Origin of the sequence: Mycolicibacterium frederiksbergense, assembly GCF_012223425.1 — a bacterium.
In the GTDB taxonomy this organism is placed as follows: Bacteria; Actinomycetota; Actinomycetes; order Mycobacteriales; family Mycobacteriaceae; genus Mycobacterium; species Mycobacterium frederiksbergense.
In genome coordinates, this window is the sequence record NZ_CP038799.1 from 1,935,275 (window position 1) to 1,959,087 (window position 23,813).

The following is a 23,813-nucleotide window of genomic DNA, read 5'->3' on the forward strand; positions in this document are numbered from 1 at the left end:
CCAGCATCCTGCGGTCCGGGAGGCGGTGGTGACCGGGGACGCCGCGTCCGGGCTCACTGCGACCGTCGACATAGGTACCGCAGAGGTCGAGTCCTCGGCACTCATCGAGTTCAGCCGGAGCCGACTCTCCGCCCCCGAGGTTCCCGCCGTCGTCCACATCAGGCGCAGTCGACTGCGCAATCAGGCAGGCAAGGTGCGCCGGAGCGCCTTTCAATCCACCGCAGCACCCGTCACCCAGGAGTCACCTATGTCGGTTTCCACCAGAGTCGACCTGGCTCTGCTCGGCTTCCGCGGCCGGCCACCCGTCAGCCGCTCCGCCGGTGCCGGCCCGAGCGCCGACGGACACCTCGTCATCGACGGTCTCAATGCCGCGATCCCCCGCAATGCGGACAGCCCGTTCGTGTTCGACGGCACCCGGGTGCTGCTGGACGGTCAAGATACCGGACTCGACGTCGAGGTCATCGAACGACCCACGTTCTACGACCTGCGCACCGCCGACGGTGTGCCATACGAGAAGCTGGCCCGCCTGCACGGTCGAAATGTGCTCGCCACCACAGTGGTTCAGACCTGTATCCGGTACACCGCGGATCAGCGCTGCCGGTTCTGCACCATCGAAGAGTCGTTGCGCGACGGCGCCACCACGGCGGTCAAGCGACCGGCCGAACTCGCCGAGGTCGCCGAGGCGGCGGTGCGTCTGGACGGCGTCACGCAGATGGTGATGACCACCGGAACCTCGGCCGGTACCGACCGCGGTGCCCGTCATCTGGCCCGGTGTGTGCGGGCAGTGAAGGCTGCGGTGCCGGCACTACCGATCCAGGTGCAGTGCGAGCCTCCTGCCGACCTCGCCGTCCTCACCGAACTGCGGGACTCGGGCGCCGACGCCATCGGCATCCACATCGAATCCCTCGACGAGGAGGTCCGCAGGCGCTGGATGCCGGGCAAGGCGACAGTGCCGGTCCAGCAGTATCACCAGGCCTGGCGCGAGGCCGTGCGGGTGTTCGGACGCAATCAGGTCTCGACCTATCTGCTGGTCGGTCTCGGTGAGGATCCCGACGAACTCGTCGACGGCGCAGCCGAACTCATCGAGATGGGCGTGTACCCGTTCGTGGTGCCGTTCCGTCCCCAGCCGGGCTCGCTGGCCGTCGATATCGACCGCGCCGGCGCACCCGACGCCGCCGTCGTCGAGAAGGTGTCCCGCGAGGTCGCCGCGCTGCTCACCCTTGCCGGGATGGCGGGCGCCGACCAGCGCGCCGGGTGTGCGGCCTGCGGGGCCTGCTCGGTACTGCAGGGACTGGGCGCCTGATGATCCAGTTCGACAGCAGCGCACACGGATTTCCGGCAGACCTGTCCATCCTGGCCGGATCACGGCCGCCCGCAGCGTTTCTCATCCGGTGCGCCGAGAGCGCGGCCGACCTGGACGGCTACCGACGGTTGCGCAAGGACGAGTTCGTCGACGAACAAGGATTGTTCACCGGCAGTGACCGCGATGACACCGACGACGATCCCCGCGCCGTGGTGCTGGTGGCCACCGACGCCGCAGGCACGGTGCTGGGCGGGGTGCGGCTGGCGCCGGTCGGTTCGGTCGATCTGGGCTGGTGGACCGGCAGTCGGTTGGTCACCGCTGCCGAGATCCGTTCCGCCGGGGTGGGACCCGCACTGATCAGAGCCGCGTGCGCCTACGTCGAGTCGGCCGGAGTGCTGCGGTTCGAGGCCACCGTGCAACGGCGCTACCGGTCACGGTTCACCGCCCTGGGCTGGGACAGTCTGGGCCAGACCGTGGTCGCCGGGCAGCCACATGAGCGGATGCGCTGGCCGCTCAATCCCTTTGACGGCCTGGCCCAGGCCACGAAATCGTTCCTCGGCGCCACGCTGGCCCCACTGCGTTCCGTGCGCGGCGGGCTCGGCCCGGCCGGGTTCGTCGGTGACGACGGTGCGCCGGTTCCCGGGACCGACCTCGTCGCCGCCTGCGATGCCATCATTCCGTCGATGGTGGAACGCGACCCGGAGTGGGCCGGCTGGTGCGCGGTCCTGGTGAACATCAACGACCTGTCGGCGATGGGTGCCAGCCCGACCGGTCTGCTCGACGCCGTCGGTGCGCCGACCCGTTCGGTACTGGACCGGGTGATTCGCGGTATCACCGCGGCGTCGGTGGCCTGGCAGGTTCCGGTGCTCGGCGGGCATACCCAACTCGGGGTACCCGCGGCGCTGGCGGTGACGGCGCTGGGACGCACGACCGATCCGGTCCCGGCCGGCGGTGCGGCCGCCGGTGACCGGATCCGACTCACCGCCGACCTGAGCGGCGGATGGCGGCCGGGCTACACCGGCAAACAATGGGATTCGACCAGCGCGCGCAGCTCGGCCGACCTGGCCGCGATGGCCGGTCTGGTGGCGGCGACGCGGCCCCGCGCCGCCAAGGACGTGAGCATGGCCGGCGTCGTCGGCACGCTGGGCATGCTGGCCGAGGCCGGAGGCACCGGCGCCGAGCTCGACATGTCTGCGGTGCCGCGTCCGGCTGCCGCCGACATGGGCCCCTGGCTGACCTGTTTTCCGGGTTTCGCCATGCTGACCGCGGGTGTGCACCGCAGCCCGGCCGAACTGCCCGACGGGGTGGTGGCCGCGGACTGCGGGTCGCTGACCGCCGCGCCAGGTGTACGCCTACGCTGGCCGGACGGGGTGACGACGACCGCTTTGGCATCGCCGGTCACCGGCATCGGCCCGGCCTGAGGGGAGCGCATGGCACCGGTGACCCTGGGCGCGGTGGCGGCACATTTCGGCCGCGACGTGGACCGTGGTGTGTCCAAGGTGGTCGGCATCGTGGAATCCGCGGCCCGTGAGGGCGTCGACTTCCTGGTCCTGCCCGACGCCAGCCTAGGCGGGTACATCGGGGACTTCCGGGCGCCCGACCCCAACGATCCGCCGCCCGCGCTCGACCCGGACGGCCCCGAGATCAGCGCGGTGATCGCCGCGGCGGGGCCGATGACGGTGTGTGTCGGGTACGCGGAGGCCGCGGCCGGTGGCAGCCGGTACAACGCCGCGATCTGTGTGTCCGGCGACGGTGTTCTCGGTAGTTACCGCAAGGTGCACCAGCCGGCCGGTGAGGCGTTGACGTATCTGGCCGGTGACCGGTTCAGCACCTTCGACACCCCGGTCGGGCCGGTGGGCATGCTGATCGATTACGACAAGACCTTCCCCGAGTCCGCCCGTGCGCTGGCCCTGGACGGTGCGCACATCATCGCGGCGTTGTCCGCCTGGCCCGCGAGCATCACCGACCGCGCATCCCGGCTGCCCGCGGACCGCCAGTCGCGGCTGTTCGATCTGTACGACTGTGCGCGCGCCGCCGAGAACCAGGTGGTGCTGGTGTCGTCGAACCAGACCGGCGTGATGGGGAACCTGCGTTTCCTCGGCCAGGCGAAGATCGTCGGGCCCGGTGGGGACATCCTGGCCAACACCCGCTCCAAGGGTGGGCTGGCCAAGGCCGAGATCGATGTGCAGGCCGAAATCAGCCGGGCCCGAAGGGTGTTGAATCACCTGTCCGAGCTACGTCCGGACATCTATCACGCCGGATCGCAGGGCTGAGATGCGGATCGCGCTGCTGACCTATTCGACCAAGCCCCGCGGCGGTGTGGTGCACACCGTGAACCTGGCCGAGGCGCTGGCCCGCCGGGGTGCCGATGTCACCGTGTGGTCGCTGGCCAGGGCCGGCGATCGGGGCTTCTTCCGGGCCGTGGACCCCGCGGTCGGCATCCGGCTGGTCGAGTTCGCCGACCTGCCCGGCGACACCGTCACCGACCGGATCGTGCGCTCGATCGAGGTGCTGGCCAGGGCCTTCACCCCGGACGACTACGACATCGTGCACGCGCAGGACTGCATCAGCGCCAACGCCGTCGGCGACTGCATCCGCACCATCCACCATCTCGACGAGTTCACCACCCCGATTCTCGCCGAGTGCCACGAGAAGGCGATCGTGGCACCCTATGCCCGCATCTGCGTGTCGGCCGCGGTGGCGGCCGAGGTGCGGTCCGGGTGGGGCCTCTCTCCGGAGGTGATTCCCAATGGTGTTGATGCGCAACGGTTCATCGATGCCGCCTCGGACACTCAGGGCCGTCGGCGCTGGCGCCACGAGCTGGGTCGCTATGTGCTGACCGTCGGCGGTATCGAGCCCCGCAAGGGCACCGTGGATCTCGTCGAGGCCTTTCACCTGCTCCGCCGGGATCACCCGGATCTGCAGCTGGTCATCGCCGGGGGCGAGACGCTCTTCGACTACCGCGATTACCGCGCCGAATTCGATTCTCGCTGCGCGGCCCTGGATATCACTCCGGTGATCCTCGGCGCCATCGCCGACGACGCACTGCCCAGTCTGGTCGCGGCCTGCGAGGTGTTCGCGTTCCCGTCGGCAAAGGAGGGATTCGGCCTGGCCGCGCTGGAGGCACTGGCGGCGGGCCGCCCGGTGGTCGCCCGGAATCTTCCGGTGCTGCGTGAGGTGTTCGGCGACACCGTGCGGTACGCCGATGATCCCGCGGGGTTCGCCGCCGCGATGGCGCACCTGCTCACCGAACCGGAGGATTCCGCCCAGGGGCGCGCCCTCGCCCGCACCCTGACCTGGGACGACGCCGCCCGTGCGCACCTCGACTTCTACCGCGAACAGCTACCGTTGTTGCAACGGTAACTGTGTTTGTAATATCGCCGGTATGACCGGCACCACGGCGACGCCGTTTCTCACCCCGCGCGGCGACGAGTTGGTGCCCAACCCGATCGCCCACGGCGGCTGGGGCCCCACCCTGGGCGGGCAGGTCGTCGGTGGGTTGCTCGCCCGCGCCATCGAGGCCCAGGTCGATGACCCCGATCTGCACCCCGCCCGGTTGACGGTCGAGATCCTGCGCCGGGTGGCCACCGAACCGGTCCGGGTCAGCGCCACCGTCGTGCGTGCCGGTGGCCGGATGCGCGCCGTGGACGCCGCGATGATCCAGGACGGCCACCTCGTCGCCCGCGCCTCGGCGCTCTACCTGCGCCGCGGCACCCAGCCCGCCGGCGAGTTCTGGAGCACGGCGCTCACCCTGCCGCCGATACCGGCCGAACCCACCGATATCGGGGACAACGTCCCGATGTTCATCCGGGCCTACGGGCCGACAGCAGACTCCAACAGCCTGGAATTCCCTTGGCAGCAGGCGGGACCGCGTTATGCCTGGGTCCGCGAGTTCCGCGATCTGGTGGCCGGCGAAGCACCGACGCCGTTCATCCGGGCGGCGATGGCGGTCGATGTCACCAGTTCGATGACCAACTTCAGCACCGCGGGCCTGGCCTTCATCAACGCCGACTACACCCTGGCGCTCAGCCGTCTACCCGATGGCCCGTACATCGGGCTGGCCGCACTGAGCCACACCAGCGCCGACGGGATCGCCACCGGATCGACCGGGCTGTTCGACCACCTCGGCCCGATCGGTACCGGGTTATCCACCGCGATAAGCAATTCCGGTTTCGACCCGAAGGGCAAGTACCGGCGGCCCAACTAGCGTGGCGGCGGGAAGCCGCCGGTGGCCACCGGGCCCCAGCGCCGAGGGGTGATGCGCAGCAGGCACTTTCCCTGATCGACCATGGCCTGGCGGTACTCATCCCAGTCCGAGTGCTCCCCGGCGACCGCACGAAAGTAGTCCACCAGTGGCTCCACCGCCTCCGGCAGGTCCACTCGTTCGGCGTCACCGTCGATCTGAACGTAGGGACCGTGGAACTCCTCGGACAGCACGGTCACGCTGGCCCGCGGGGTCCGCCCGATGTTCACCGATTTGGCGCGCTGCGGATAGCTGGCGACGACGATGCGTCCCTGCTCATCCACCCCGCCGGTGACCGGGGAACTCTGCACCGAGCCGTCGGCGCGGAACGTGGTCAGCACCATCGCGTGACGAGGACGGACGAACGCCAGCAATTCCTCGAGTGAGACCTGGTCAGCGGTTGCGTAGTTGCGGGCCATACCCGGCAGTCTAGGCCGCGGCTCGTCGGCGATACCGCCGCCGCGCGAATAGCTCCCGGTACGGTATCTGCCATGCCGAACCCCCGGATCGCGCCGCTGGAGTACGCGCTGGCGTACCTGGCTCAGCAGGCCGCTCCGCTGGTGTTCCGGCCACCCAACATCCCCCGCCCGGCGCACCGCCTCGACCCGCCCGCCGTGGTGCGGGTGCCCACCCGACACGGCCCGGTTCGCTGCTTCGTCTACCGGCCGCATCCGGCGTCGCCGCTGAGCGGCACCGCCACCCGCCGTCCGCCGCTGCACATCGACATCCACGGTGGCGGCTTCGTGCTGCGCAACACCCATGAGGATGCCCATATCTGCCGCTTCCTGGCCTCCGATATCGGCTGTGTGGTGCTGGCTATCGACTATCACGCCGCACCGCAGGTGACTTTCCCTGTGGCAGAGGAGGAATGCATCGATGTGCTGCAGTGGGCACTCGACCATGCCGACCAACAGGGCTGGGACGCCGAACGGGTCAGCGTCGGCGGGGCCAGCGCCGGCGCCAAGCTCAGCATGAACCTCGTGCAGTACGCACACGACACCGCGATCGCGCTGCGGGCGGCGGTGCTGTCCTACGCAGTCGCCGACTGCACGCGCACCGACCGCACCTCGCCCAAGGCCAACGCGGCGATTTCGCCGACGCTGCAGAAGCTTTCGGCCCGCCTCTATTTCGTGGATCCGGCCAGCCACGACAGCCCGGTCGCATCGCCGTATCACGACACCGAGCTGCCGAAGAAGATGCCGCCCACCCTGATCCAGACGGGTGATCTCGACACGCTGGGGCCCGAGATGGTGGAGATCGCCGGCCGCCTGCGGGACGCCGGCGTCGATGTCACCCACACCGCCTACCCGGTCGATCACGCCTTCAACACCCAGGGAAATCGCGAGATCATGGACACCTCGATCCGGGAGATCGGCACCTTCCTGCTGGAGCGGCTCACGTGAAGCCGCCCGAGGTGCGGGACGGCCCGGCCGTCGAACATGTGGTCGCCGCGTTGCGGGAGCGGATGTACGGCGCCATCTCATGTCTGGCCACACTCGCCGCGCTGGCCCGCTATACGAGCGTGGACACGAACGCGTGGTTCCGGGTGGTCGACGTGGCAGTCGCCGCGGGCGGCCTGTGGGCGGCGGCGCTGCTGGCCGAGTTCATCGCCCGGCTCAGTGTGGAGGGAAAGGCCCCACGCGGCCGTGCGGCCTGGGCGATGCTCGCGTCCTCCGGCCAGATCCTGCAGGCCGCGGCGGCGCCCGTGTTGATCCTGGCACTGGCCGGTTTCGGCGTGCTCGAGACTCCCACCGCGGTGTGGATCGCCATGTGGTTCCTGGTCGCGGAGATGGGACTCATCGCCTTCGCCGCGGTGCACCGGGCCGGGCTGGTGTGGTGGCAGCAGGTGTTGGCGGTGCTGCTACTGGCCGGCGCCGGTGCCGCGGTCGTGGCGGTCAAGATGATTGCCCATCACTGATCACCGGTCTGAACCGGCCGCTCCTGCGCACTCCACTGCGACCACGACCCGGGGAACAGCGCCGCGTCGACGCCGGCGGCCGACAACGCGGCCACCAGCACCGCGGCGGTGACACCCGACCCGCAGTACACCCCGACCTGCTCGGAGCCACCGAACGACCAGGCCAGGGCCGACAGCTCATCCTCGGACAGCAGGGTCCCGTCGGCGGTCAGCACCGAGGTGCTGGGCAGGTTCTTAGCGCCGGGGATGTGGCCGGCCACCGGATCGACGGGTTCAACCTCGCCGCGAAACCGTTCGGGGGCGCGGGCGTCGAGCAGGTTCGGGTGTTCGGCGGCCTCCTCAGCGGTCAGTGTCGGCAGAGCGCCGGCGTAGAGATCGTGCCGTTCGACGACGATGTCCCCGGGAGGTGCCGTCACCGCTCCGGTCTGCATCGCGCCCCCGGCGGCCCGCCACGCGGACAGCCCGCCGTCGAGGATGCGCACATCGGTGATGCCCGCGGCGCGCAGCACCCACCAGGCGCGGGCGGACCCGGCTCGGTTCCAGTCGTCATAGACCACCACCGGCACGCCGCGGCGCAGACCCCAGCCCCGGGCGGCCTCCTGCAGATGCGTCCCGGATGGCAGCGGATGCCTGCCGCGATCGGGCACACCGTGGTCGCTGAGTTCATCCTCCAGCCCGACGTACACCGCCCCGGGCAGGTGCCCGGCTTCGTACGCGTCACGCCCGTCGGGAGCACCCAGCTGCCACCGGACATCGAGGATGGTCGTCGGGTCGCCGGCATCGAGGCGCTGGGCGAGCTCGGTCACCGATATGAAGACATCACCGCGTGCAGTCACCCGGCGAGGGTCTCAGATCCGGCCAAGATGCGGAATAGCCGGCGCCGGCCGTGCTGTTATTGGCGCTATGACTGACAACCCCGAGCTGAGCCCCACCGACTGGGTACGCGAGCAGACCAAACGCATCATCGAGAACGGCACCACCGACGGGGTCGAGGTGCTGGACCGTCCGATCGTGCTGTTCACCACGACCGGCGCCAAGTCCGGGAAGAAGCGTTATGTGCCGCTGATGCGCGTCGAGGAGAACGGCAAGTACGCCATGGTCGCCTCCAAGGGCGGCGATCCGCAGCATCCGTCCTGGTACCACAACGTCAAGGCCCATCCCCAGGTCACCGCGCAGGACGGCGACAAGGTCGTCGAGTTGACCGCCCGCGAGATCGAGGGCGCCGAGCGCGAACACTGGTGGAAGCTCGCTGTTGAGGCCTACCCGCCGTACGCGGAGTACCAGACCAAGACCGACCGGCTGATCCCGGTTTTCGTGCTGGAGTAGCCGGCGCCTAGTTGGTCGTCGGCGGTGGTGGTGCGAACGGCGTGTACCACCACCATTGGGCGCGTTCGCCTTTTGGCCCAGGGCAGGGTGGCACATCTGGTGGTGGTGTGGTGGGTGGTCTGGCCAGCGAGCTGTCGGTCATTGGCTCGCCGTCGCTGTCGGTGACTTTGAGGTTCTCGGCGGGCCCGGTCAGGGTGATGACACCTTTGTGGTGCAGGCGGTGGTGAAATGGGCACAGCAGCACCAGGTTGGACAGCTCGGTGGGTCCGCCGTCCTCCCAGTGCACCAAATGATGGGCATGCAGCCCGCGGGTGGCCCCGCAACCCGGGACGACACAGGTCTGGTCGCGGTGCTCCAGGGCGCGGCGGAGCCGCCGGTTGATGGTGCGGGTGGCCCGCCCGACACCGATGGGGCGGCCGTGGCGTTCGAGCCACACCTCGCACGTCGCATCACACGTGAGGTAGCGGCGATCGTCTGCGGACAGGGCGGGGCCCAGATGCAGGGCCGCGACCCGTTTCTCGAGGTCGAGGTGCAGGACCACGGTGGTGTGCTGGCCGTGCGGACGGGCCGCCACGTCGGCGTCCCAGCCGGCCTCGATCAGACTCATGAACGCATCCACCGCGTCGGGGAACGGCGGGGCCTGCCCGGACACCGTGGTCTCGGCGTCGCCGTCGCGGGCCCAGCCGTCCTCGGGGTCGATGCTGTCTGCCGTGTCGTGGTCGCGTTTCCAGTCCGCGACCAGCTTGTCGCGGTGGGATTGCAGGCCGGCCTCGAATTTCGCGGCCTCCACCTTGGGCAGGGTGATCCGCCACGTCGTGGAATCGTCGTTCTCGATCTTGGTGATCTTGCGCTTGGGTTCGGGCTCGGGGTCGGGGCGGGGTTCCTGTTTGACCGCGGTGCGCAACTGGGACACGGTGGCGACTTTGACGAGCTCGGCGTAGTGCTCATCGCAGCCCTGCCCGCCACCTTCGGCGATGACTCCGAGCTGATCGAGTGACACCCGGCCGTCCCGCAAGCCCTGGGTGCAGCGGGGAAGGTCGTCGATGCGGTGGGCGACGGCGACCATGGTCTCGGCGCGGCGCGGGCTGACCCCCGTCTTCCACGCCACCAATGCCTCGATGGACCGGCAGCCGGTCGCCCCCCACAACGAGTTCCCGTCATCGGTGCCCCTGCCATCGATCTCGGCGACGATCTCCACCAACCGCCCATCGATCGCATTGCGCTGCCCGGTCAACTCCGCCATCTCCTCGAACAACACCTCCAACCGCGACACCCGAGGTGCGTGTGCGGCGAAAGGTGTTGTCGGCGGCGGCATACCACGATTATCGCAGAGGGGTCCGACAAAAAATCCGCTCACATACGGCTGACGTCGACCACCGCCGCGGTGAAGTCAGCTGGCGCCTCCTGGGGCACGTTGTGCCCGATACCGTCGAGGATCCGGTGCTCGTACGGTCCGGTGTACTGCCCGCGATAGCCGTGGCCGTCCTTGGCCGGGCCATCGAAGTCACTGCTGAAGGTAATGGTGGGCACTTCGATCGTGGGTCGGCCCGCGAGCCGCTGTTCGTCGGCGTCGTAACGGTTTTCACCGGGCGCCAGGCTCTGGCGCCACCGGTAGTTGTGCACGACGATCTCGGCGTGATCGGGGTTGTCGAAGGCGGCGGCGCTCAGCTCGTAGGTGGAGTTGGTGAACTGCCACAGCGGTGAGGCGTTCTGCCAGATGAGCCGGTTGAAGTCCCTGGTGTTGCGCCGGTACCCGAGTTCGCCTCGCGGAGTGGCGAAATAGTACTGGTACCACCAACCGTATTCGGCCTGCGGTGACAACGGTTCGAGGTTCGCCGCGAGGTTGACGACGATGTAGCCACTGACCGCCACCAGCCCGCTCACGCGTTGCGGCCACAGTGCGGCAACCACATTGGCTGTCCGGCCGCCCCAATCGTACCCACCGAGGATGGCGCTGGGAATGTTCAGCGCGTCCATCAGATCGATCACGTCGTGACCGATCGCTGCCTGCTGCCCGTTGCGGACGGTCTCGCTGGACAGGAACCGGGTGGACCCGAATCCGCGGGTGAACGGGACGATCACCCGAAAGCCCTGGGCCGCAAGGTCAGCGGTGACGTCGGCGTAGCTGTGAATATCGTAGGGCCAGCCGTGCAGCAGGATGACCGGCCGCCCACCGGCCGGTCCCGCCTCGACATAACCGACGTCGAGCAGGCCGGCCTTGATCTGTCGGACCGGGCCGAGGGTGTGGGTGGGCGCGGGCGGCGCCACCGGAGGCGCTCCGGTGGCGTGCGGCGCGGTTGTGCACCCGGCGAGGGTCAGCGCACCCGCCGCCGCGGTGGTGATGCGGGCGAAGTTCCGTCTACTGATGTCCACCCGATCATCACACCCCCGGCAGCCCATCAAGTCCAACGATTGCTTTCGATACCTGTCATCACTGCTATCGATACGCTGGTCGGATGGAGCTACGACAACTCGAGTACTTCGTCGCGGTGGCGGCCGAGATGAGCTTCTCCCGCGCCGCGACGCGCGCCCATGTCGTGCAGTCCGCACTGTCGACCTCCGTGGCCAAGCTCGAGCGCGAGCTCGAGGTGCAGTTGTTCGACCGGTCCCGGCAGCAGATCAGCCTGACCGCCGCCGGTGAACGGTTCCGCAGCCACGCCCTGGACGTGCTGCACACCGCCAGGGCCGCCGCAGAATCGGTCCAGGAGTTCCGCGGAACCCTCTCGGGTACTGTCGAATTCGGCTCGCTCATTGCCTTCGGTCCGCTGGATGTCGCGGCCGCTCTCGGACAGTTCCATCGCGAGAACCCGCATGTCCGGCTCCGCCTGCACCTGAGTCAGAGCGGTGCGTCGGCCTACCTGTCCGCGCTCACCGAAGGCTCACTGGATCTGGCGCTGGTGTCGGTGCCGGAGCGCCTTCCACCGAGTCTGGACATGCGATTGCTGTTCGAGGAGCCGATGGTCTACGTGTGCCGGGCACAGGATATGCCGACTGCCGCCACTCCGGTCGATCTCACAGATCTCGCGACCGCCGAGCTGGTCGGCTTCCCACCGAATTTCGGCCTGCGCCGGCTGATGGACGATGCGTTCCACGCCGTCGGTGTGCAATCGCGCACCCCGTACGAGGTGCCCGCCGGATTCGCGGCGATCGCCGAACTGGTGCGCAACGGCCTGGGCACCACGTTCATGCCGGCCTCGGAGGCCGACCGATTCCCCGACCTGCGCTCCTACCCATTGGCACAACAGGTGACGTGGCAGGTCTATCTGGCCTCACCGCCGGCGGTGCGAATGACGCCGGCCGGCACCCGGCTGGCGGACACGCTACTGGCGGCCGCCGCGGCTACCCCAGCGCAACGCCGAGTTCCTGGGCGAAGACCTTGATCATGTGTTGCACCGCAATCTCGTTGCGGCCGATGACCATGTGATCGTGCTGGCCGTGCCGGACGCCCTGGCCACACTGCGGCAGCATCGCGAAATCCTCATCACGGACCGCGGCGTGCACCCCCTCGTAGACGGTGTCGTAGAGCGCGCGCATATCGTCATCGGTCGCAGGGATGCGTCCCATCCAGCTGTGCCGGACGGTGCAGCGGGTGGGGTCCCCCTCGGGCAGTATGTCGATGATCTCCACGCCGACCGGGCTGTTGCCAAGGATGAGGTTGGGATACACCCAGTAGATGACGCCCATGTTGGCCGACGGATCGAGCGATGCAGCCGGATCGACCCCTGTTTTCCCCGTCGCTCCGCTCGCCCCGGTGTCCGCCTCCCCCGTCGCTCCGCTCGCCCCGGTGTCCGCCTTCCCCGTCGCTCCGGTGGCGAGGTTCTTGATCCAGCTGAACGGAAATCCGATGCGGTGGTGCTTGCCGAACTCGTCGTAGACACCCGTATTGGGCAGGGTGTTCTGGCCGATGAGACTCTCACCGTGCACGAAGGGGAAGTGGTACCCCTCGGCGAACGCCTCCAAGGCTCCCTTCCAGGACACCTCCGAGGAGAACTCCCGTTCGGTGTGATAGCCGTAGGAGCGGTAATCCCACAGTGCGAGTTCATCTTTCAGTGGCCCCAGGTGCGCATCCAGATCGATGGTGGCGTCGGCGGTGAGCACGGCCCAGATGAATCCGTAGCGTTCCTCGGACGGCAGTTCGACCAGGCCATAGTCCTTGACGTCCATCGAGTCGAAGCCGGACTTGCCCGGCACCATGAACAGTTCGCCGGTGTTCTTGTACGTCCACGCGTGGTACGGACAGACGAATCTGGCGGCATTACCGGCGCCACAGGCAGGCATGGCACCCCGGTGGCGGCAGTAGTTCAGCAGGACGTGACTCTTGCCGGCCCGGTCCCGGGTGACCAGGAGCGAATCGCCGAGGACCGTGCGGACCACATAATCGTTGCGCTCCGGGATCTGCGCGGACGGCACGATCGCCAGCGGCACCCTGCGCAGGATCTGTGATTCCTCGATCTCGGTGATCTTCGGATCACGGTAGTAGTGCAGCGGCACCTTGAGTTCGCGGTCGGCCATATCCGTGGTGCCGTCCAGGGCGTGGCGCAGCGCACGGCGGGTCAACTCTTCGTCGGTGCTCTTCACTGGGCTGGTGATCACATTCAGACCATACATTCATCATTGATTGTGTTGTCAAGACTTCGACGGAGATCGTGCGACGATCGACCCATGCGCAGGCACGGCTGGTCGGGCGATATCCCGATCGACGACGACGAAGCGGTGAACCGCATCATCGCCGCGAGTCGCGCCGCCATCGACACCCGCGGAACGGTGAGCGTGTCGGAGGTGGCCCAGACGCTGGGTGTCACCCGGCAGACCATCTACCGCTACTTCCCGACCCAGGAGACCCTGCTCGCCGCCACCGCAGTCTCCTCGGTGGCGTCCTTCCTCGACCGGCTGGCCGACCGGCTGGGCTCGATCACCGACCCGACCGAGGCCGTTGTCGAAGGACTGGCCTACACGTTCGAGCAGCTTCCGCACGACAGGTACCTGAGCCTGGTGCTGCAGCCCGGGAAGGCGAGCGCGTTCACCGCGGGGGTCACTTCGGATCTGGCGATCGGCTTCGGCCGGTCGATCCTGGAGCGCTTCGACATTGATTGGGCCGCAGCGGGTTTCGTCGACGACACACTCGAAGAACTGGTCGAGTTCATGCTGCGAACCCTGCAGTCCTTCATCCTCGATCCGGGCCGCCCGGCGCGCACCGGCCGCGATCTGCGGGCCTTCCTGAACTCCTGGATCGCCCCCGCGGTCCGCGCCCACGCGAGCGAGCGCACATGGTGAGCATCCGAGAGGTCGCCGCGGCGGCGGCCGTGTCGGTCGGCACGGTGTCCAATGTGCTCAATTCACCCGACAAGGTGTCCCCGGCCACCGTCGCGCGGGTACAGGCCGCCATCGACGAACTCGGGTTCGTCCGCAACGACGCCGCCCGCCAACTCAAGGCCGGCCGGTCCCGCTGCGTCGGTCTGGTCGTCCTGGACGTCGGCAACCCGTTCTTCACCGATATCGCCCGCGGCGCCGGGGCCCGGGCCACCGAACACAATCTGACCCTGCTGTTGGGCACCTCCGATGACGACCCGCAGCGGGAGCGCTCCTACATCGACGCATTCGACGAGCAGCGGGTGTTCGGATTGCTGGTGTCCCCCGTCGGCGACGACTTCGACCGCCTCGACGCGCTGCGCCGGCGCGGCACTCCCGTCGTCCTCGTCGACCGTGACGGGTCGGGCACCGATTTCGACTCGGTCGCGGTCGACGATATTGCCGGAGGCACGCTGGCCGCGGAGCATCTGGCCGGGATAGGGCGGCGGCGGATCGCCTTCGTCGGTGGGCCCCCCGAACTGCGCCAGGTCCGCGACCGCCTGCAGGGTGCCCGAAACGCCTTGCAGCAGGTCCCGGATGCCGAACTGGAGGTCATCTCGACACCGGCACTGACGGTGCTGGCCGGCCGCGCGGTGGGTGAGCAGATCCGCGACCGACCGGCATCGAGCCGGCCCGACGGGATCTTCTGCGCCAACGATCTGGTGGCCATCGGCGTGCTCCAGGCACTTGCCCTGATGGGCGATGTGACGGTGCCCGGACACATCGCGCTGGTGGGCTACGACGATATCGAGTTCGCCCGCTCCGCCGTGGTGCCGTTGACCTCGGTGCGCCAGCCCAGTATCGAAATCGGCAGCACTGCAATCGATCTGCTGATCAAGGCGACCGACAATGCCGGACGCCATCCTCGTCATGTCCTGTTCCAGCCCGAGCTGGTGACCCGGCTCTCGACACGGGCGTGAACCGGGCACAACGGGGCGCTTGACGCGTCGGCGGTCACGTCCTATTGCTGCCCCCATCACAAATTGAAACGTTTCAATCAGGGAGTGGCGAATGGACGACATCCAACGCGTGTGCTTTGTGATGCACCTGAAGCCCGACCGCGTCGACGACTACCTCGAGGCGCACACCGAGGTCTGGCCCGAGATGCTCGACGCACTGCGTGCCGCCGGCTGGCGCAACTACTCGTTGTTCCTGCGCCCGGACGAGGGCATGGTGGTGGGCTATCTGGAGACCGACGATTTCGCCCGCGCCACCGCCGAGATGAGCCGGACCGCGATCAACGACACGTGGCAGGAGCAGATGGCTCAGTACTTCCGCACCGAGGCCCACCCCGACAGCAGCCTCGAGCTGCTCACCGAGTACTTCCATCTGGCTTGATCATCCCCTTCTGCACAGGACTAGGACACCCATGAAAATCGGAGCGCGCTCCACCACCGGCTGGCGGGCGACCATCTCGGTCGCCATGTCGAACTACATCGAGGCCGGATCGATCATCGCGATCGCCACCAGCCTCGGGTTCTGGCAGGCCGAGTTCGGCATCAGCAACTTCGCCGTCGGACTGCTGGCGGCCCTGAGCGCCAACGCTTTCGGTGCCGCCATCGGTGCCGCGATCGGCGGGCCGCTCTGCGACCGCTTCGGCCGCAAGGCCATCTACACCTACGACCTGGTGGTGTACATGGCGGGCGTGCTGCTGGCCGCGTTCGCGATGAACTTCACCATGCTGCTGGCGGCGTTCATCATCACCGGTATCGCCGTCGGCGCCGGAGTGCCCGCCTCCTGGACCTATATCGCCGAGCAGGCGCCGTCGGGCGAGCGCGCCAAGCACGTGGGCACCGCCCAGCTGGCCTGGTCGGTCGGGCCGTTCATCGGCTTCGCGCTCGCCGCCGCGCTGGCCCCGCTGGAACTGCTCGGGTCGCGCATCATCTTCGTGCACCTGTTCGTCGTCGCCGCGATCGTCTGGTGGATCCGGCAGGGCCTGGCCGAATCGCAGATCTGGAAAGAGGAAGCCGTCGACGAGAGCCGCGAGCTGCAGTCCTCGGTGGGCGCACGGGGTGTGCGCGGCCTGTTCTCCCGCAAGGTCAACATCACCGCCCTGTTGTTCCTCGGCGGCATCTACCTGTTCTGGAACACCGTGGCGGGCCAGGCCGGTATCTTCATGCCGCGCGTCTATGACACCGCCGGCCTGCACAGCCCCGTGCAGCAGAACCTGCTGCAGGTGCTGGTGTGGGGTTGCACCGTGGCCGCCACCTACTTCGGATTCATGCGCTATGCCGACCGGGTCTCTCAGCGCGCCCTCTACATCTTCGGTGCCGCACTCGGGATCGTCGGCTGGATCGTGCTGGTTGCCTTCACCGACAGCGGCATCTCCACCATGCTGATCTTCGCTGTGCTGTGGGGTATTTCGGCGGGCATCGGCTGCCAGGCCTTCTACAGCCTGTGGGCCAGCGAGCTGTTCGCCACCCCGTACCGGGCCAGCGCCCAGGGCATCATGTTCTTCGTGGTGCGCACCGCCACCGGCCTGCTCAGCTACTTCTTCCCCACCATGCTCGCCGCGACCGGCCTGACCACCGTCGGCATCCTGTTGGTCGGACTGCTGACCGTCGCCCTGATCATCGGCGCCGTCTGGGCGCCCAAGACACAGGGTAAGTCGTTGCAGCAGATCGAGTCCGAGCGCTACGGGGCACCTGTCAGCGCGCCGGCACAAGCTCCCTACACCGCAGTCTGAGGAACCCGCAGATGACTACCGCACTGGATAATCTCGCCATCGAACTGCCTTCCTGGGCATTCGGGAACTCCGGCACCCGTTTCAAGGTGTTCGGCACCCCGGGCACCCCGCGCACCATCGAGGAGAAGCTCGCCGACGCTGCCACCGTGCACCGGCTGACTGGGTTGGCACCGTCCGTGGCCCTGCACATTCCATGGGACACCGTCGACGACTACGCCGCACTCGGACGCTACGCCGGCGACCTCGGGGTCCGGTTGGGCACCATCAACTCCAACACCTTCCAGGACGACGACTACAAGTTCGGCAGCCTCACCCACACCGACAAGGCTGTGCGGCAGAAGGCCATCGACCACCACCTGGGCTGCATCGAGGTGATGAACGAAACCGGTTCCCGCGACCTGAAGATCTGGCTGGCCGATGGCACCAACTACCCCGGCCAGGGCGACATCCGCGGCCGCCAGGACCGGCTGGCCGAATCGCTGGCCGCCATCTACCAGCACATCGGCGCCGACCAGCGGCTGGTGCTGGAGTACAAGTTCTTCGAACCCGCCATGTACGCCACCGATGTGCCGGATTGGGGCACCTCCTATGCCCATGTCACGGCGCTCGGCGAACGGGCCAAGGTCTGCCTGGACACCGGACACCACGCGCCGGGCACCAATATCGAGTTCATCGTCGCCCAACTGTTGCGGTTGGGAAAGCTCGGCTCCTTCGACTTCAACTCGCGGTTCTACGCCGACGATGACCTGATCGTGGGCGCGGCCGATCCGTTCCAGCTGTTCCGGATCATGTTCGAGGTGATCCGCGGCGGCGGGTTGGAATCCGGATCGGATCTCGCCCTCATGCTCGACCAGTGTCACAACGTCGAAGAGAAGATCCCCGGCCAGATCCGCTCGGTGCTCAACGTCCAGGAGATGACGGCGCGGGCCGGGCTGGTGGACACCGAGGCACTGACCGCTGCCCAGGAAACCGGAGATGTACTGGGCGCCAACGAGATCTTCATGAACGCGTTCTACACCGACGTCCGTCCCATGCTCGCCGAGCGCCGCGCCGCCCAGGGCCTCCCCGCGGACCCGATGGCCGCTTTTCGCGACAGCGGCTACCAGGACACCATCAACGCCGAGCGGGTCGGCGGAACTCAATCCTCGTGGGGAGCATAGGTATGGCCAACAACACCACCGTCGCCGATCTGATCGCACGCTCCAATGCGCTCGGTTCGGACCCGAAGAACACCAACTACGCGGGCGGCAACACCTCGGCCAAGGGCACCGATACCGACCCGGTGACCGGTGAGAACGTCGACCTGTTGTGGGTCAAGGGATCCGGTGGCGACCTGGGTACCCTCACCGAGAACGGACTGGCCGTGCTGCGGCTGGACCGCATGCGCGCCCTCGTCGACGTCTACCCCGGCGTGGACCGTGAGGACGAGATGGTCGCGGCGTTCGACTACTGCCTGCACGGTAAGGGCGGCGCCGCACCGTCGATCGACACCGCGATGCACGGGCTGGTCGATGCCGCACACGTCGACCACCTGCACCCCGACTCCGGTATCGCCATCGCCACCGCGGCCGACGGAGAAGCGCTGACGAGCAAGATCTTCGGTGACCGGGTGGCGTGGGTGCCGTGGCGCCGTCCGGGATTCCAGCTGGGCCTGGACATCGCCGAGATCAAGAAGGCCAACCCGCAGGCAATCGGCTGCATCCTCGGCGGGCACGGCATCACCGCCTGGGGCGAAACCTCGGACGAGGCCAAGGCCAACTCGCTGGAGATCATCCGCGCCGCCGAGGAGTACATCCGCGCCAACGGTGCGGAGCAGCCCTTCGGCGCGCCGCTGGACGGGTACGCCGCACTGGCGGAGCCGCAGCGACGCGCCAAGGCCGCCGCGCTGGCCCCGTTCATCCGTGGCCTGGCCTCCGCGGACCGCCCCCAGGTCGGACATTTCACCGATGTCGCCCCGGTACTCGAATTCCTCGGCGCCACCGAGCATCCCCGACTGGCCGGGCTCGGTACCAGCTGCCCCGACCACTTCCTGCGCACCAAGGTCAAGCCGCTGGTGCTCGACCTGCCCGCCGGCGCCGGCATCGAGGAAAGCAAGGCACGCCTGACCGAACTGCATGAGCAGTACCGCGCCGACTACCAGTCCTACTACGAGCGCTACGCCACCGCCGACAGTCCCGCGATGCGGGGCGCCGACCCGGCGATCGTGCTGATCCCCGGCGTCGGAATGTTCAGCTACGGCAAGGACAAGCAGACCGCGCGGGTCGCCGGCGAGTTCTACCTCAACGCCATCAATGTGATGCGCGGCGCCGAGGCAATCTCCAGCTACGCGCCCATCGACGAGTCGGAGAAGTTCCGCATCGAGTACTGGGCACTGGAAGAGGCAAAGCTGGCCCGCATGCCCAAGCCGAGGCCCCTGGCCACCCGCATCGCGCTGGTGACCGGCGCCGCGTCGGGGATCGGCAAGGCCATCGCCACCCGACTCGCGGCCGAGGGCGCCTGCGTGGTCATCGCCGATCTGGACGCCGGCAAAGCCGCCGAGACCGCGGCCGAGATCGGCAATGCCGATGTCGCCATCGGTATCGCTGCGGACGTCACCGACGAGGACGCGGTACAGGCCGCCATCGACGCCAGCTCATTGGCCTTCGGCGGTATCGACATCGTGGTCAACAACGCCGGGCTGTCACTGTCGAAGTCGTTGTTGGACACCACCGCAGCGGACTGGGATCTGCAGCACAACGTGATGGCCCGCGGCTCCTTCCTGGTCTCCAAGGCCGCCGCGCGCGCCCTGATCGACCAGAAGCTGGGCGGTGACATCATCTACATCTCCTCGAAGAACTCGGTGTTCGCCGGACCGAACAACATCGCCTACTCGGCCACCAAGGCCGACCAGGCCCATCAGGTTCGGCTGCTCGCCGCCGAACTCGGCGAGCACGGGGTGAAGGTCAACGGCATCAACCCCGACGGCGTGGTGCGCGGTTCGGGAATCTTCGCCGGCGGCTGGGGCGCCAAGCGCGCCGCGGTGTACGGAGTGCCCGAGGAGGAGCTCGGCGCCTACTACGCCCAGCGCACCCTGCTCAAACGCGAAGTGCTGCCAGAGAATATCGCCAACGCCGCGTTCGCGCTGTGCACCAGCGACTTCTCGCACACCACGGGGCTGCACGTACCGGTCGACGCCGGCGTCGCCGCAGCCTTCCTCAGGTGATGCGGTCCGGTCAGGTCGCCGCCATCGACCTGGGCGCGACCAGCGGCCGGGTGATGCTCGCGGACATCGGGCCGGGCCGGCTGAAATTGGAACAGGTCGCCCGCTTCGCCAATGATCCGGTGCACCTGTGGAACGGCCGTCGCACCGCCCTGCACTGGGATGTCCCGGGGCTGTTCCGGGAAGCTTGTGCCGGACTGGCCGAAGCGGGAAGGCGGTCGGACAACCTGGTCGCCGTCGGCATCGATTCGTGGGCCGTCGACTACGGCCTGCTACGGGGCGGTGCGCTGGCCTCGCTGCCCTACCACTACCGCGATTCCCGCACCGACGGCGGCGTGTGTGCGGTGCACCGCACGATCGACCCCGCCGAGTTGTACGCCCGCAACGGCCTGCAGTTCCTCCCCTTCACCACGATCTATCAGCTGGCCGCCGAAAAGGCCGGTGGTCAGCTCGATCTCGCGGATCGTGCACTTCTGATACCCGATCTGATCGGGTATTGGCTCACCGGCCGCCAGGTCACCGAACGCACGAACGCCTCGACGACCGGTCTGCTACGCACCACCGGTGAGTGGGACGATGATCTCGCCGTCCGGTTGGGGCTGCGCCCGGACCTGTTCCCCGCCCTGGTCGAACCCGGTCACGAGTTGGGCCCGCTGCTCGGCGAGGTGGCCGATTCCCTCGGCCTCACACCGGCCACCACGGTCACCACCGTCGCCTCGCACGACACCGCCTCCGCTGTCGTCGCGGTCCCGATGGATTCCGGCAGCGCCGCCTATATCTCCTGCGGCACCTGGGGATTGGTCGGGGTGGAGGTCGGCTCTCCGGTGGTCACCGAGGCCGGCCGGGAAGCGAACTTCACCAACGAGGTCGGCGCCGACGGCCGGATCCGCTACCTGCACAACGTGATGGGGCTCTGGCTGCTCAGCGAGACCGTCCGGCAGTACCAGCGCGAGGGCTACCGCGCCGACCTGTCCGAGCTGCTGGCCCAAGCCGGTGAGGTACGCGCCACCTTCGACGACTTCGATACCGCAGACCCACGGTTCCTGGCCCCCGGCGACATGCCCGCCCGGATCCGCGACTGGTACGACGAGCGGGGTCTGCAGGTCCCGGTGACCCGACCCGGAGTTGTCCGGGCGATCGTGGAAAGCCTGGCCGCGGCATTCGCCGACGGGGTGCGCCGGGCCGCCGAGCTATCCGGTACACCGGTGCGCACGGTGCACATCGTGGGCGGCGGATCCCAGAACAGACTGTTGTGCCAGCTGACCGCCGATCGGGCCGGGCTGCCCGTGCTGGCCGGCCCGGTAGAGGCCACCGCACTGGGCAATGTGCTGATCAGCGCGCGCGCCCACCACCTGGTCGATGGCGATCTCGAGGCGCTGCGCCATATCGTTGCCACCAGGTTCCCGCCCCAGCAGTACACACCCCGCACCCGGCGCACCCGCATCGCGCGTACGGTCGGGCCAGGAAAGCGCATCGGCGTGAAAGAGGTCCTGTCATGAAACGTCGCATCCCCAAGGTCGCCGATCTGGCTCCACTGATGCAGTTCAAGAAGCCCGAGCTCAATGCCCGCACCCGCCGGCTTGCCGCGGCGCTGACCGTGGAGGATCTGCGCGCGATCGCCAAGCGCCGCACCCCCAGGGCCGCGTTCGACTACACCGACGGCTCCGCGGAGGCCGAGCTGTCGCTGGCGCGGGCCCGGCAGGCATTCCAGGACATCGAGTTCCATCCGGCGATCCTGCGGGACGTGTCCAAGGTCGACACCAGTTGCACCATTCTGGGCGGCCGTTCGGAGCTGCCGTTCGGGATCGCGCCCACCGGGTTCACCCGGATGATGCAGACCGAGGGCGAATACGCGGGCGCGCGCGCCGCCGCCCGCGCCGGTATCCCGTTCTCGCTGTCCACCATGGGCACGGCATCCATCGAAGATGTGAAGGCCGCCAACCCGCACGGGCGCAACTGGTTCCAGCTCTACATGTGGAAGGACCGGGACCGCTCGATGGCCCTGGTCGAGCGCGCCGCCGCGGCCGGATACGACACGCTACTGGTCACCGTCGACGTCCCGGTCGCCGGGGCGCGGCTGCGCGACAAACGCAACGGCATGTCGATCCCGCCCGCGCTCACCGCGAACACGGTGCTCAACGCGATTCCCCGGCCGCAGTGGTGGATCGACTTCCTGACCACCGAGCCGCTGGCGTTCGCCTCACTCGACCGCTGGTCGGGCACCGTCGCCGAGCTGCTCGACACCATGTTCGATCCGACCGTGACCTTCGAGGATCTGGCCTGGATCAAGTCGCAGTGGCCGGGCAAGCTGGTGGTCAAGGGCATCCAGACCGTGGCCGATGCACAGGCCGTCGCCGATCTCGGTGTGGACGGCATCGTGCTGTCCAATCATGGTGGACGCCAGCTCGATCGGGCCCCGATCCCGTTCCACCTGCTTCCCCAGGTCGCACCGGTGGTGGGTGATCGCACCGAGGTCATCCTCGACACCGGCATCATGTCCGGCGCCGATATCGTCGCCTCCATCGCCCTGGGCGCGCGCTTCACCCTCGTCGGACGCGCCTATCTGTACGGCCTGATGGCCGGCGGTGAAGCCGGTGTCGACCGGATGATCGAGATCCTCTCCGACCAGATCTCACGCACCATGCGACTGCTCGGCGTCGCGTCCCTCGATGAGCTGGTGCCCGAGCACGTGACGCAGTTGCAGCGCCTGGTGCCGCGCCACATCACCTAGCTCGGCCGGCCTGCGGTCACCACGACCGAGTCGGCCGACACCGATGCCCTCAACACGATCGGCGACCTGCCCGAAGGGCGTGAGGCGAGGACGCATTCGGCAACCGGTGCGATCAAGTGCCGCCGAATGGTGCGTCGAAGTCCGCGCGCACCGTAGACGGGATCGAAACCGCCGTCTTGTAGCAGGTCCAGGACGGCGGGATCCACCCTGAGCTCCACAGACTCCCGCGCGAGTCTGCCTACGACGATGTCCACTTCAAGGGCGGTCACCTGGCGGGCTGTTGCAGGTTGGAAAGCATCCATGACGACGGTTTCGTCGATGCGGTTGAAGAACTCAGGATCGAAAAAGCTCTCGACCGCATCGATGACGGTCTTCCGCGACCGCCCGGTGTGCATGCGGCGGGCCCTGCGGTACCACCGCCGTTCGTGACGCAGTTCCTCAGCCGCATCTCTTGAGCCGAGGTTCGACGTGATGAAGACGTAGCTGTTGCGGAAAGAGATCGTCTCGCGGCCGTTGGCGAGTCGCAGCCAACCACTGTCCAACACGTGCAGCAGTGCGCGGATGACTGTGGGATCGGCCTTCTCGATCTCATCGAGCAGGACAATACCCGGCATGAACGGGTCGCCCTCGATCTTGTTCTTGTCGAACAGCGTGAACGATTCCTTACTGCCCGCGTATCCCGGTGGAGCGCCGGAGAACGATGCTGCATAGTGTTCCTGCGCCAGCGCCGCCATATCTATACGACAGAGATCGTCTGGGCCAGAACGTAGTTCCGCGGCAATCCGGCGAACAAGCTCGGTCTTACCGACCCCGGTAGGTCCGACGAGCAGGACGCTCGCCAACGGCCGACCGGGATCGGTGACCCCGGCCCGCGCGATCGCCACCGTACGGGCCACTGCCTCAAGCGCATCGGGCTGACCGAGTATCCGACCGCCCAACCTATCGAGGAAAGCCTGCTGATCGAAGCCCGCGGGGCCGGCAGTCATCACATCCTCGTCCGTGCACTCCCGCACCGCGTTCTGCTCGTGGTACATGTCGGTGAGGAACGGCATACGGAT

At 68.0% G+C, this 23,813-nt stretch carries 23 protein-coding genes; 17 read left to right on the plus strand and 6 right to left on the minus strand.

Features of this window, described 5'->3' with window-relative positions:
- Positions 1–247: 247 nt before the first annotated feature.
- The 5 genes from EXE63_RS32890 to EXE63_RS12355 are packed head-to-tail and all read left to right on the plus strand — an operon-like array spanning position 248 to position 5,510.
- Positions 248–1,303, plus strand: coding sequence for an MSMEG_0568 family radical SAM protein (locus tag EXE63_RS32890; protein WP_234904568.1), 1,056 nt, complete (start codon positions 248–250; stop codon positions 1,301–1,303).
- Complete coding sequence (locus EXE63_RS12340) at positions 1,303–2,724, plus strand: MSMEG_0567/sll0787 family protein (protein WP_168142204.1); 1,422 nt, start codon at positions 1,303–1,305, stop codon at positions 2,722–2,724. The genes EXE63_RS32890 and EXE63_RS12340 overlap by 1 nt, the downstream gene beginning before the upstream one ends.
- Before the next feature lie 9 nt (positions 2,725–2,733).
- Positions 2,734–3,576 (plus strand): carbon-nitrogen hydrolase family protein, encoded by an 843-nt coding sequence (locus EXE63_RS12345; protein ID WP_168142205.1) that lies wholly within the window; start codon positions 2,734–2,736, stop codon positions 3,574–3,576.
- A gap of 1 nt (position 3,577) precedes the next feature.
- On the plus strand, positions 3,578–4,666 hold the full coding sequence (locus EXE63_RS12350; protein WP_168142206.1) for an MSMEG_0565 family glycosyltransferase: 1,089 nt from the start codon (positions 3,578–3,580) through the stop codon (positions 4,664–4,666).
- A gap of 22 nt (positions 4,667–4,688) precedes the next feature.
- A complete protein-coding gene (locus EXE63_RS12355) occupies positions 4,689–5,510 on the plus strand; it encodes a thioesterase family protein (protein ID WP_168142207.1) in 822 nt (273 codons plus the stop codon).
- Here the strand turns inward: EXE63_RS12355 and EXE63_RS12360 are convergent.
- A complete protein-coding gene (locus tag EXE63_RS12360; RefSeq protein WP_168142208.1) occupies positions 5,507–5,965 on the minus strand; it encodes a PPOX class F420-dependent oxidoreductase in 459 nt (152 codons plus the stop codon). The two genes, EXE63_RS12355 and EXE63_RS12360, sit on opposite strands and share 4 nt — an antisense overlap.
- Positions 5,966–6,037: 72 nt before the next feature.
- On the opposite strand from EXE63_RS12360, the gene EXE63_RS12365 reads away from it, so the two are divergent.
- Positions 6,038–6,949 carry an alpha/beta hydrolase fold domain-containing protein gene (locus EXE63_RS12365; protein WP_168142209.1) on the plus strand — a complete coding sequence of 304 codons (912 nt, stop codon included), beginning with the start codon at positions 6,038–6,040 and terminating at the stop codon, positions 6,947–6,949.
- On the plus strand, positions 6,946–7,464 hold the full coding sequence (locus EXE63_RS12370; protein ID WP_168142210.1) for a hypothetical protein: 519 nt from the start codon (positions 6,946–6,948) through the stop codon (positions 7,462–7,464). The genes EXE63_RS12365 and EXE63_RS12370 overlap by 4 nt, the downstream gene beginning before the upstream one ends.
- Here EXE63_RS12370 and EXE63_RS12375 read toward each other — a convergent pair.
- Positions 7,458–8,300 carry a sulfurtransferase gene (locus EXE63_RS12375; RefSeq protein ID WP_210000477.1) on the minus strand — a complete coding sequence of 281 codons (843 nt, stop codon included), beginning with the start codon at positions 8,298–8,300 and terminating at the stop codon, positions 7,458–7,460. The two genes, EXE63_RS12370 and EXE63_RS12375, sit on opposite strands and share 7 nt — an antisense overlap.
- A gap of 67 nt (positions 8,301–8,367) precedes the next feature.
- Between EXE63_RS12375 and EXE63_RS12380 the strand changes: the two genes are divergently transcribed.
- Complete coding sequence (locus EXE63_RS12380) at positions 8,368–8,790, plus strand: nitroreductase family deazaflavin-dependent oxidoreductase (protein WP_105363042.1); 423 nt, start codon at positions 8,368–8,370, stop codon at positions 8,788–8,790.
- 7 nt (positions 8,791–8,797) lie between these two features.
- Here EXE63_RS12380 and EXE63_RS12385 read toward each other — a convergent pair whose 3' ends face one another.
- Together EXE63_RS12385 and EXE63_RS12390 are read right to left on the minus strand one after the other, a co-directional pair.
- Positions 8,798–10,105: an HNH endonuclease signature motif containing protein gene (locus tag EXE63_RS12385; RefSeq protein ID WP_168142211.1), complete on the minus strand. Its 1,308-nt coding sequence runs from the start codon at positions 10,103–10,105 to the stop codon at positions 8,798–8,800.
- 38 nt (positions 10,106–10,143) lie between these two features.
- Entirely contained in the window at positions 10,144–11,163 is a 1,020-nt protein-coding gene (locus tag EXE63_RS12390; RefSeq protein WP_436277747.1) for an alpha/beta fold hydrolase, read from the minus strand.
- A gap of 83 nt (positions 11,164–11,246) precedes the next feature.
- Here EXE63_RS12390 and EXE63_RS12395 point away from each other — a divergent pair, with 83 nt between their 5' ends.
- Positions 11,247–12,170, plus strand: a complete 924-nt coding sequence (locus tag EXE63_RS12395; protein WP_168142213.1) for a LysR family transcriptional regulator — start codon at positions 11,247–11,249, stop codon at positions 12,168–12,170.
- On the opposite strand, the gene EXE63_RS12400 is transcribed toward EXE63_RS12395, so the two are convergent.
- A complete protein-coding gene (locus EXE63_RS12400; protein ID WP_168145547.1) occupies positions 12,130–13,389 on the minus strand; it encodes an aromatic ring-hydroxylating oxygenase subunit alpha in 1,260 nt (419 codons plus the stop codon). The genes EXE63_RS12395 and EXE63_RS12400 overlap by 41 nt on opposite strands.
- Positions 13,390–13,452: 63 nt before the next feature.
- On the opposite strand from EXE63_RS12400, the gene EXE63_RS12405 reads away from it, so the two are divergent.
- From EXE63_RS12405 to EXE63_RS12440, 8 genes are all read left to right on the plus strand, one after another.
- Positions 13,453–14,064, plus strand: coding sequence for a TetR/AcrR family transcriptional regulator (locus tag EXE63_RS12405; protein WP_168142214.1), 612 nt, complete (start codon positions 13,453–13,455; stop codon positions 14,062–14,064).
- A complete protein-coding gene (locus tag EXE63_RS12410; protein WP_105363039.1) occupies positions 14,058–15,059 on the plus strand; it encodes a LacI family DNA-binding transcriptional regulator in 1,002 nt (333 codons plus the stop codon). Before EXE63_RS12405 ends, EXE63_RS12410 begins: the two co-directional genes overlap by 7 nt.
- A 91-nt stretch (positions 15,060–15,150) precedes the next feature.
- Entirely contained in the window at positions 15,151–15,477 is a 327-nt protein-coding gene (locus EXE63_RS12415) for an L-rhamnose mutarotase (RefSeq protein ID WP_168142215.1), read from the plus strand.
- 31 nt (positions 15,478–15,508) lie between these two features.
- A complete protein-coding gene (locus EXE63_RS12420; protein WP_168142216.1) occupies positions 15,509–16,825 on the plus strand; it encodes an MFS transporter in 1,317 nt (438 codons plus the stop codon).
- A gap of 11 nt (positions 16,826–16,836) precedes the next feature.
- Positions 16,837–17,985 carry an L-rhamnose isomerase gene (rhaI, locus tag EXE63_RS12425; protein ID WP_168142217.1) on the plus strand — a complete coding sequence of 383 codons (1,149 nt, stop codon included), beginning with the start codon at positions 16,837–16,839 and terminating at the stop codon, positions 17,983–17,985.
- A gap of 2 nt (positions 17,986–17,987) precedes the next feature.
- Positions 17,988–20,027 (plus strand): bifunctional aldolase/short-chain dehydrogenase, encoded by a 2,040-nt coding sequence (locus EXE63_RS12430; RefSeq protein WP_168142218.1) that lies wholly within the window; start codon positions 17,988–17,990, stop codon positions 20,025–20,027.
- The gene (locus EXE63_RS12435) at positions 20,027–21,523 is read left to right on the plus strand and encodes a rhamnulokinase (protein ID WP_168145548.1); all 1,497 of its coding nucleotides are present in this window, start codon (positions 20,027–20,029) and stop codon (positions 21,521–21,523) included. The genes EXE63_RS12430 and EXE63_RS12435 overlap by 1 nt, the downstream gene beginning before the upstream one ends.
- Positions 21,520–22,755: an alpha-hydroxy acid oxidase gene (locus EXE63_RS12440; RefSeq protein ID WP_168142219.1), complete on the plus strand. Its 1,236-nt coding sequence runs from the start codon at positions 21,520–21,522 to the stop codon at positions 22,753–22,755. Before EXE63_RS12435 ends, EXE63_RS12440 begins: the two co-directional genes overlap by 4 nt.
- Here EXE63_RS12440 and EXE63_RS12445 read toward each other — a convergent pair.
- Positions 22,752–23,807, minus strand: a complete 1,056-nt coding sequence (locus EXE63_RS12445; RefSeq protein WP_168142220.1) for an AAA family ATPase — start codon at positions 23,805–23,807, stop codon at positions 22,752–22,754. The two genes, EXE63_RS12440 and EXE63_RS12445, sit on opposite strands and share 4 nt — an antisense overlap.
- Positions 23,808–23,813: the final 6 nt, after the last annotated feature.

Bases quoted from the DNA above. Each gene is read 5' to 3' on its own strand.
- EXE63_RS12365 (WP_168142209.1), top strand. From the start codon at position 6,038: ATGCCGAACCCCCGGATCGCGCCGCTGGAGTACGCGCTGGCGTACCTG.
- EXE63_RS12405 (WP_168142214.1), top strand. From the start codon at position 13,453: ATGCGCAGGCACGGCTGGTCGGGCGATATCCCGATCGACGACGACGAA.
- EXE63_RS12385 (WP_168142211.1), bottom strand. From the start codon at position 10,105: ATGCCGCCGCCGACAACACCTTTCGCCGCACACGCACCTCGGGTGTCG.
- EXE63_RS12360 (WP_168142208.1), bottom strand. From the start codon at position 5,965: ATGGCCCGCAACTACGCAACCGCTGACCAGGTCTCACTCGAGGAATTG.
- EXE63_RS12350 (WP_168142206.1), top strand. From the start codon at position 3,578: ATGCGGATCGCGCTGCTGACCTATTCGACCAAGCCCCGCGGCGGTGTG.
- EXE63_RS12440 (WP_168142219.1), top strand. From the start codon at position 21,520: ATGAAACGTCGCATCCCCAAGGTCGCCGATCTGGCTCCACTGATGCAG.
- EXE63_RS12445 (WP_168142220.1), bottom strand. From the start codon at position 23,807: ATGCCGTTCCTCACCGACATGTACCACGAGCAGAACGCGGTGCGGGAG.
- EXE63_RS12380 (WP_105363042.1), top strand. From the start codon at position 8,368: ATGACTGACAACCCCGAGCTGAGCCCCACCGACTGGGTACGCGAGCAG.
- EXE63_RS12420 (WP_168142216.1), top strand. From the start codon at position 15,509: ATGAAAATCGGAGCGCGCTCCACCACCGGCTGGCGGGCGACCATCTCG.
- EXE63_RS12435 (WP_168145548.1), top strand. From the start codon at position 20,027: ATGCGGTCCGGTCAGGTCGCCGCCATCGACCTGGGCGCGACCAGCGGC.
- EXE63_RS12430 (WP_168142218.1), top strand. From the start codon at position 17,988: ATGGCCAACAACACCACCGTCGCCGATCTGATCGCACGCTCCAATGCG.
- EXE63_RS12415 (WP_168142215.1), top strand. From the start codon at position 15,151: ATGGACGACATCCAACGCGTGTGCTTTGTGATGCACCTGAAGCCCGAC.
- EXE63_RS12340 (WP_168142204.1), top strand. From the start codon at position 1,303: ATGATCCAGTTCGACAGCAGCGCACACGGATTTCCGGCAGACCTGTCC.
- EXE63_RS12355 (WP_168142207.1), top strand. From the start codon at position 4,689: ATGACCGGCACCACGGCGACGCCGTTTCTCACCCCGCGCGGCGACGAG.
- EXE63_RS12345 (WP_168142205.1), top strand. From the start codon at position 2,734: ATGGCACCGGTGACCCTGGGCGCGGTGGCGGCACATTTCGGCCGCGAC.
- EXE63_RS32890 (WP_234904568.1), top strand. From the start codon at position 248: ATGTCGGTTTCCACCAGAGTCGACCTGGCTCTGCTCGGCTTCCGCGGC.
- EXE63_RS12410 (WP_105363039.1), top strand. From the start codon at position 14,058: ATGGTGAGCATCCGAGAGGTCGCCGCGGCGGCGGCCGTGTCGGTCGGC.
- EXE63_RS12395 (WP_168142213.1), top strand. From the start codon at position 11,247: ATGGAGCTACGACAACTCGAGTACTTCGTCGCGGTGGCGGCCGAGATG.
- rhaI (WP_168142217.1), top strand. From the start codon at position 16,837: ATGACTACCGCACTGGATAATCTCGCCATCGAACTGCCTTCCTGGGCA.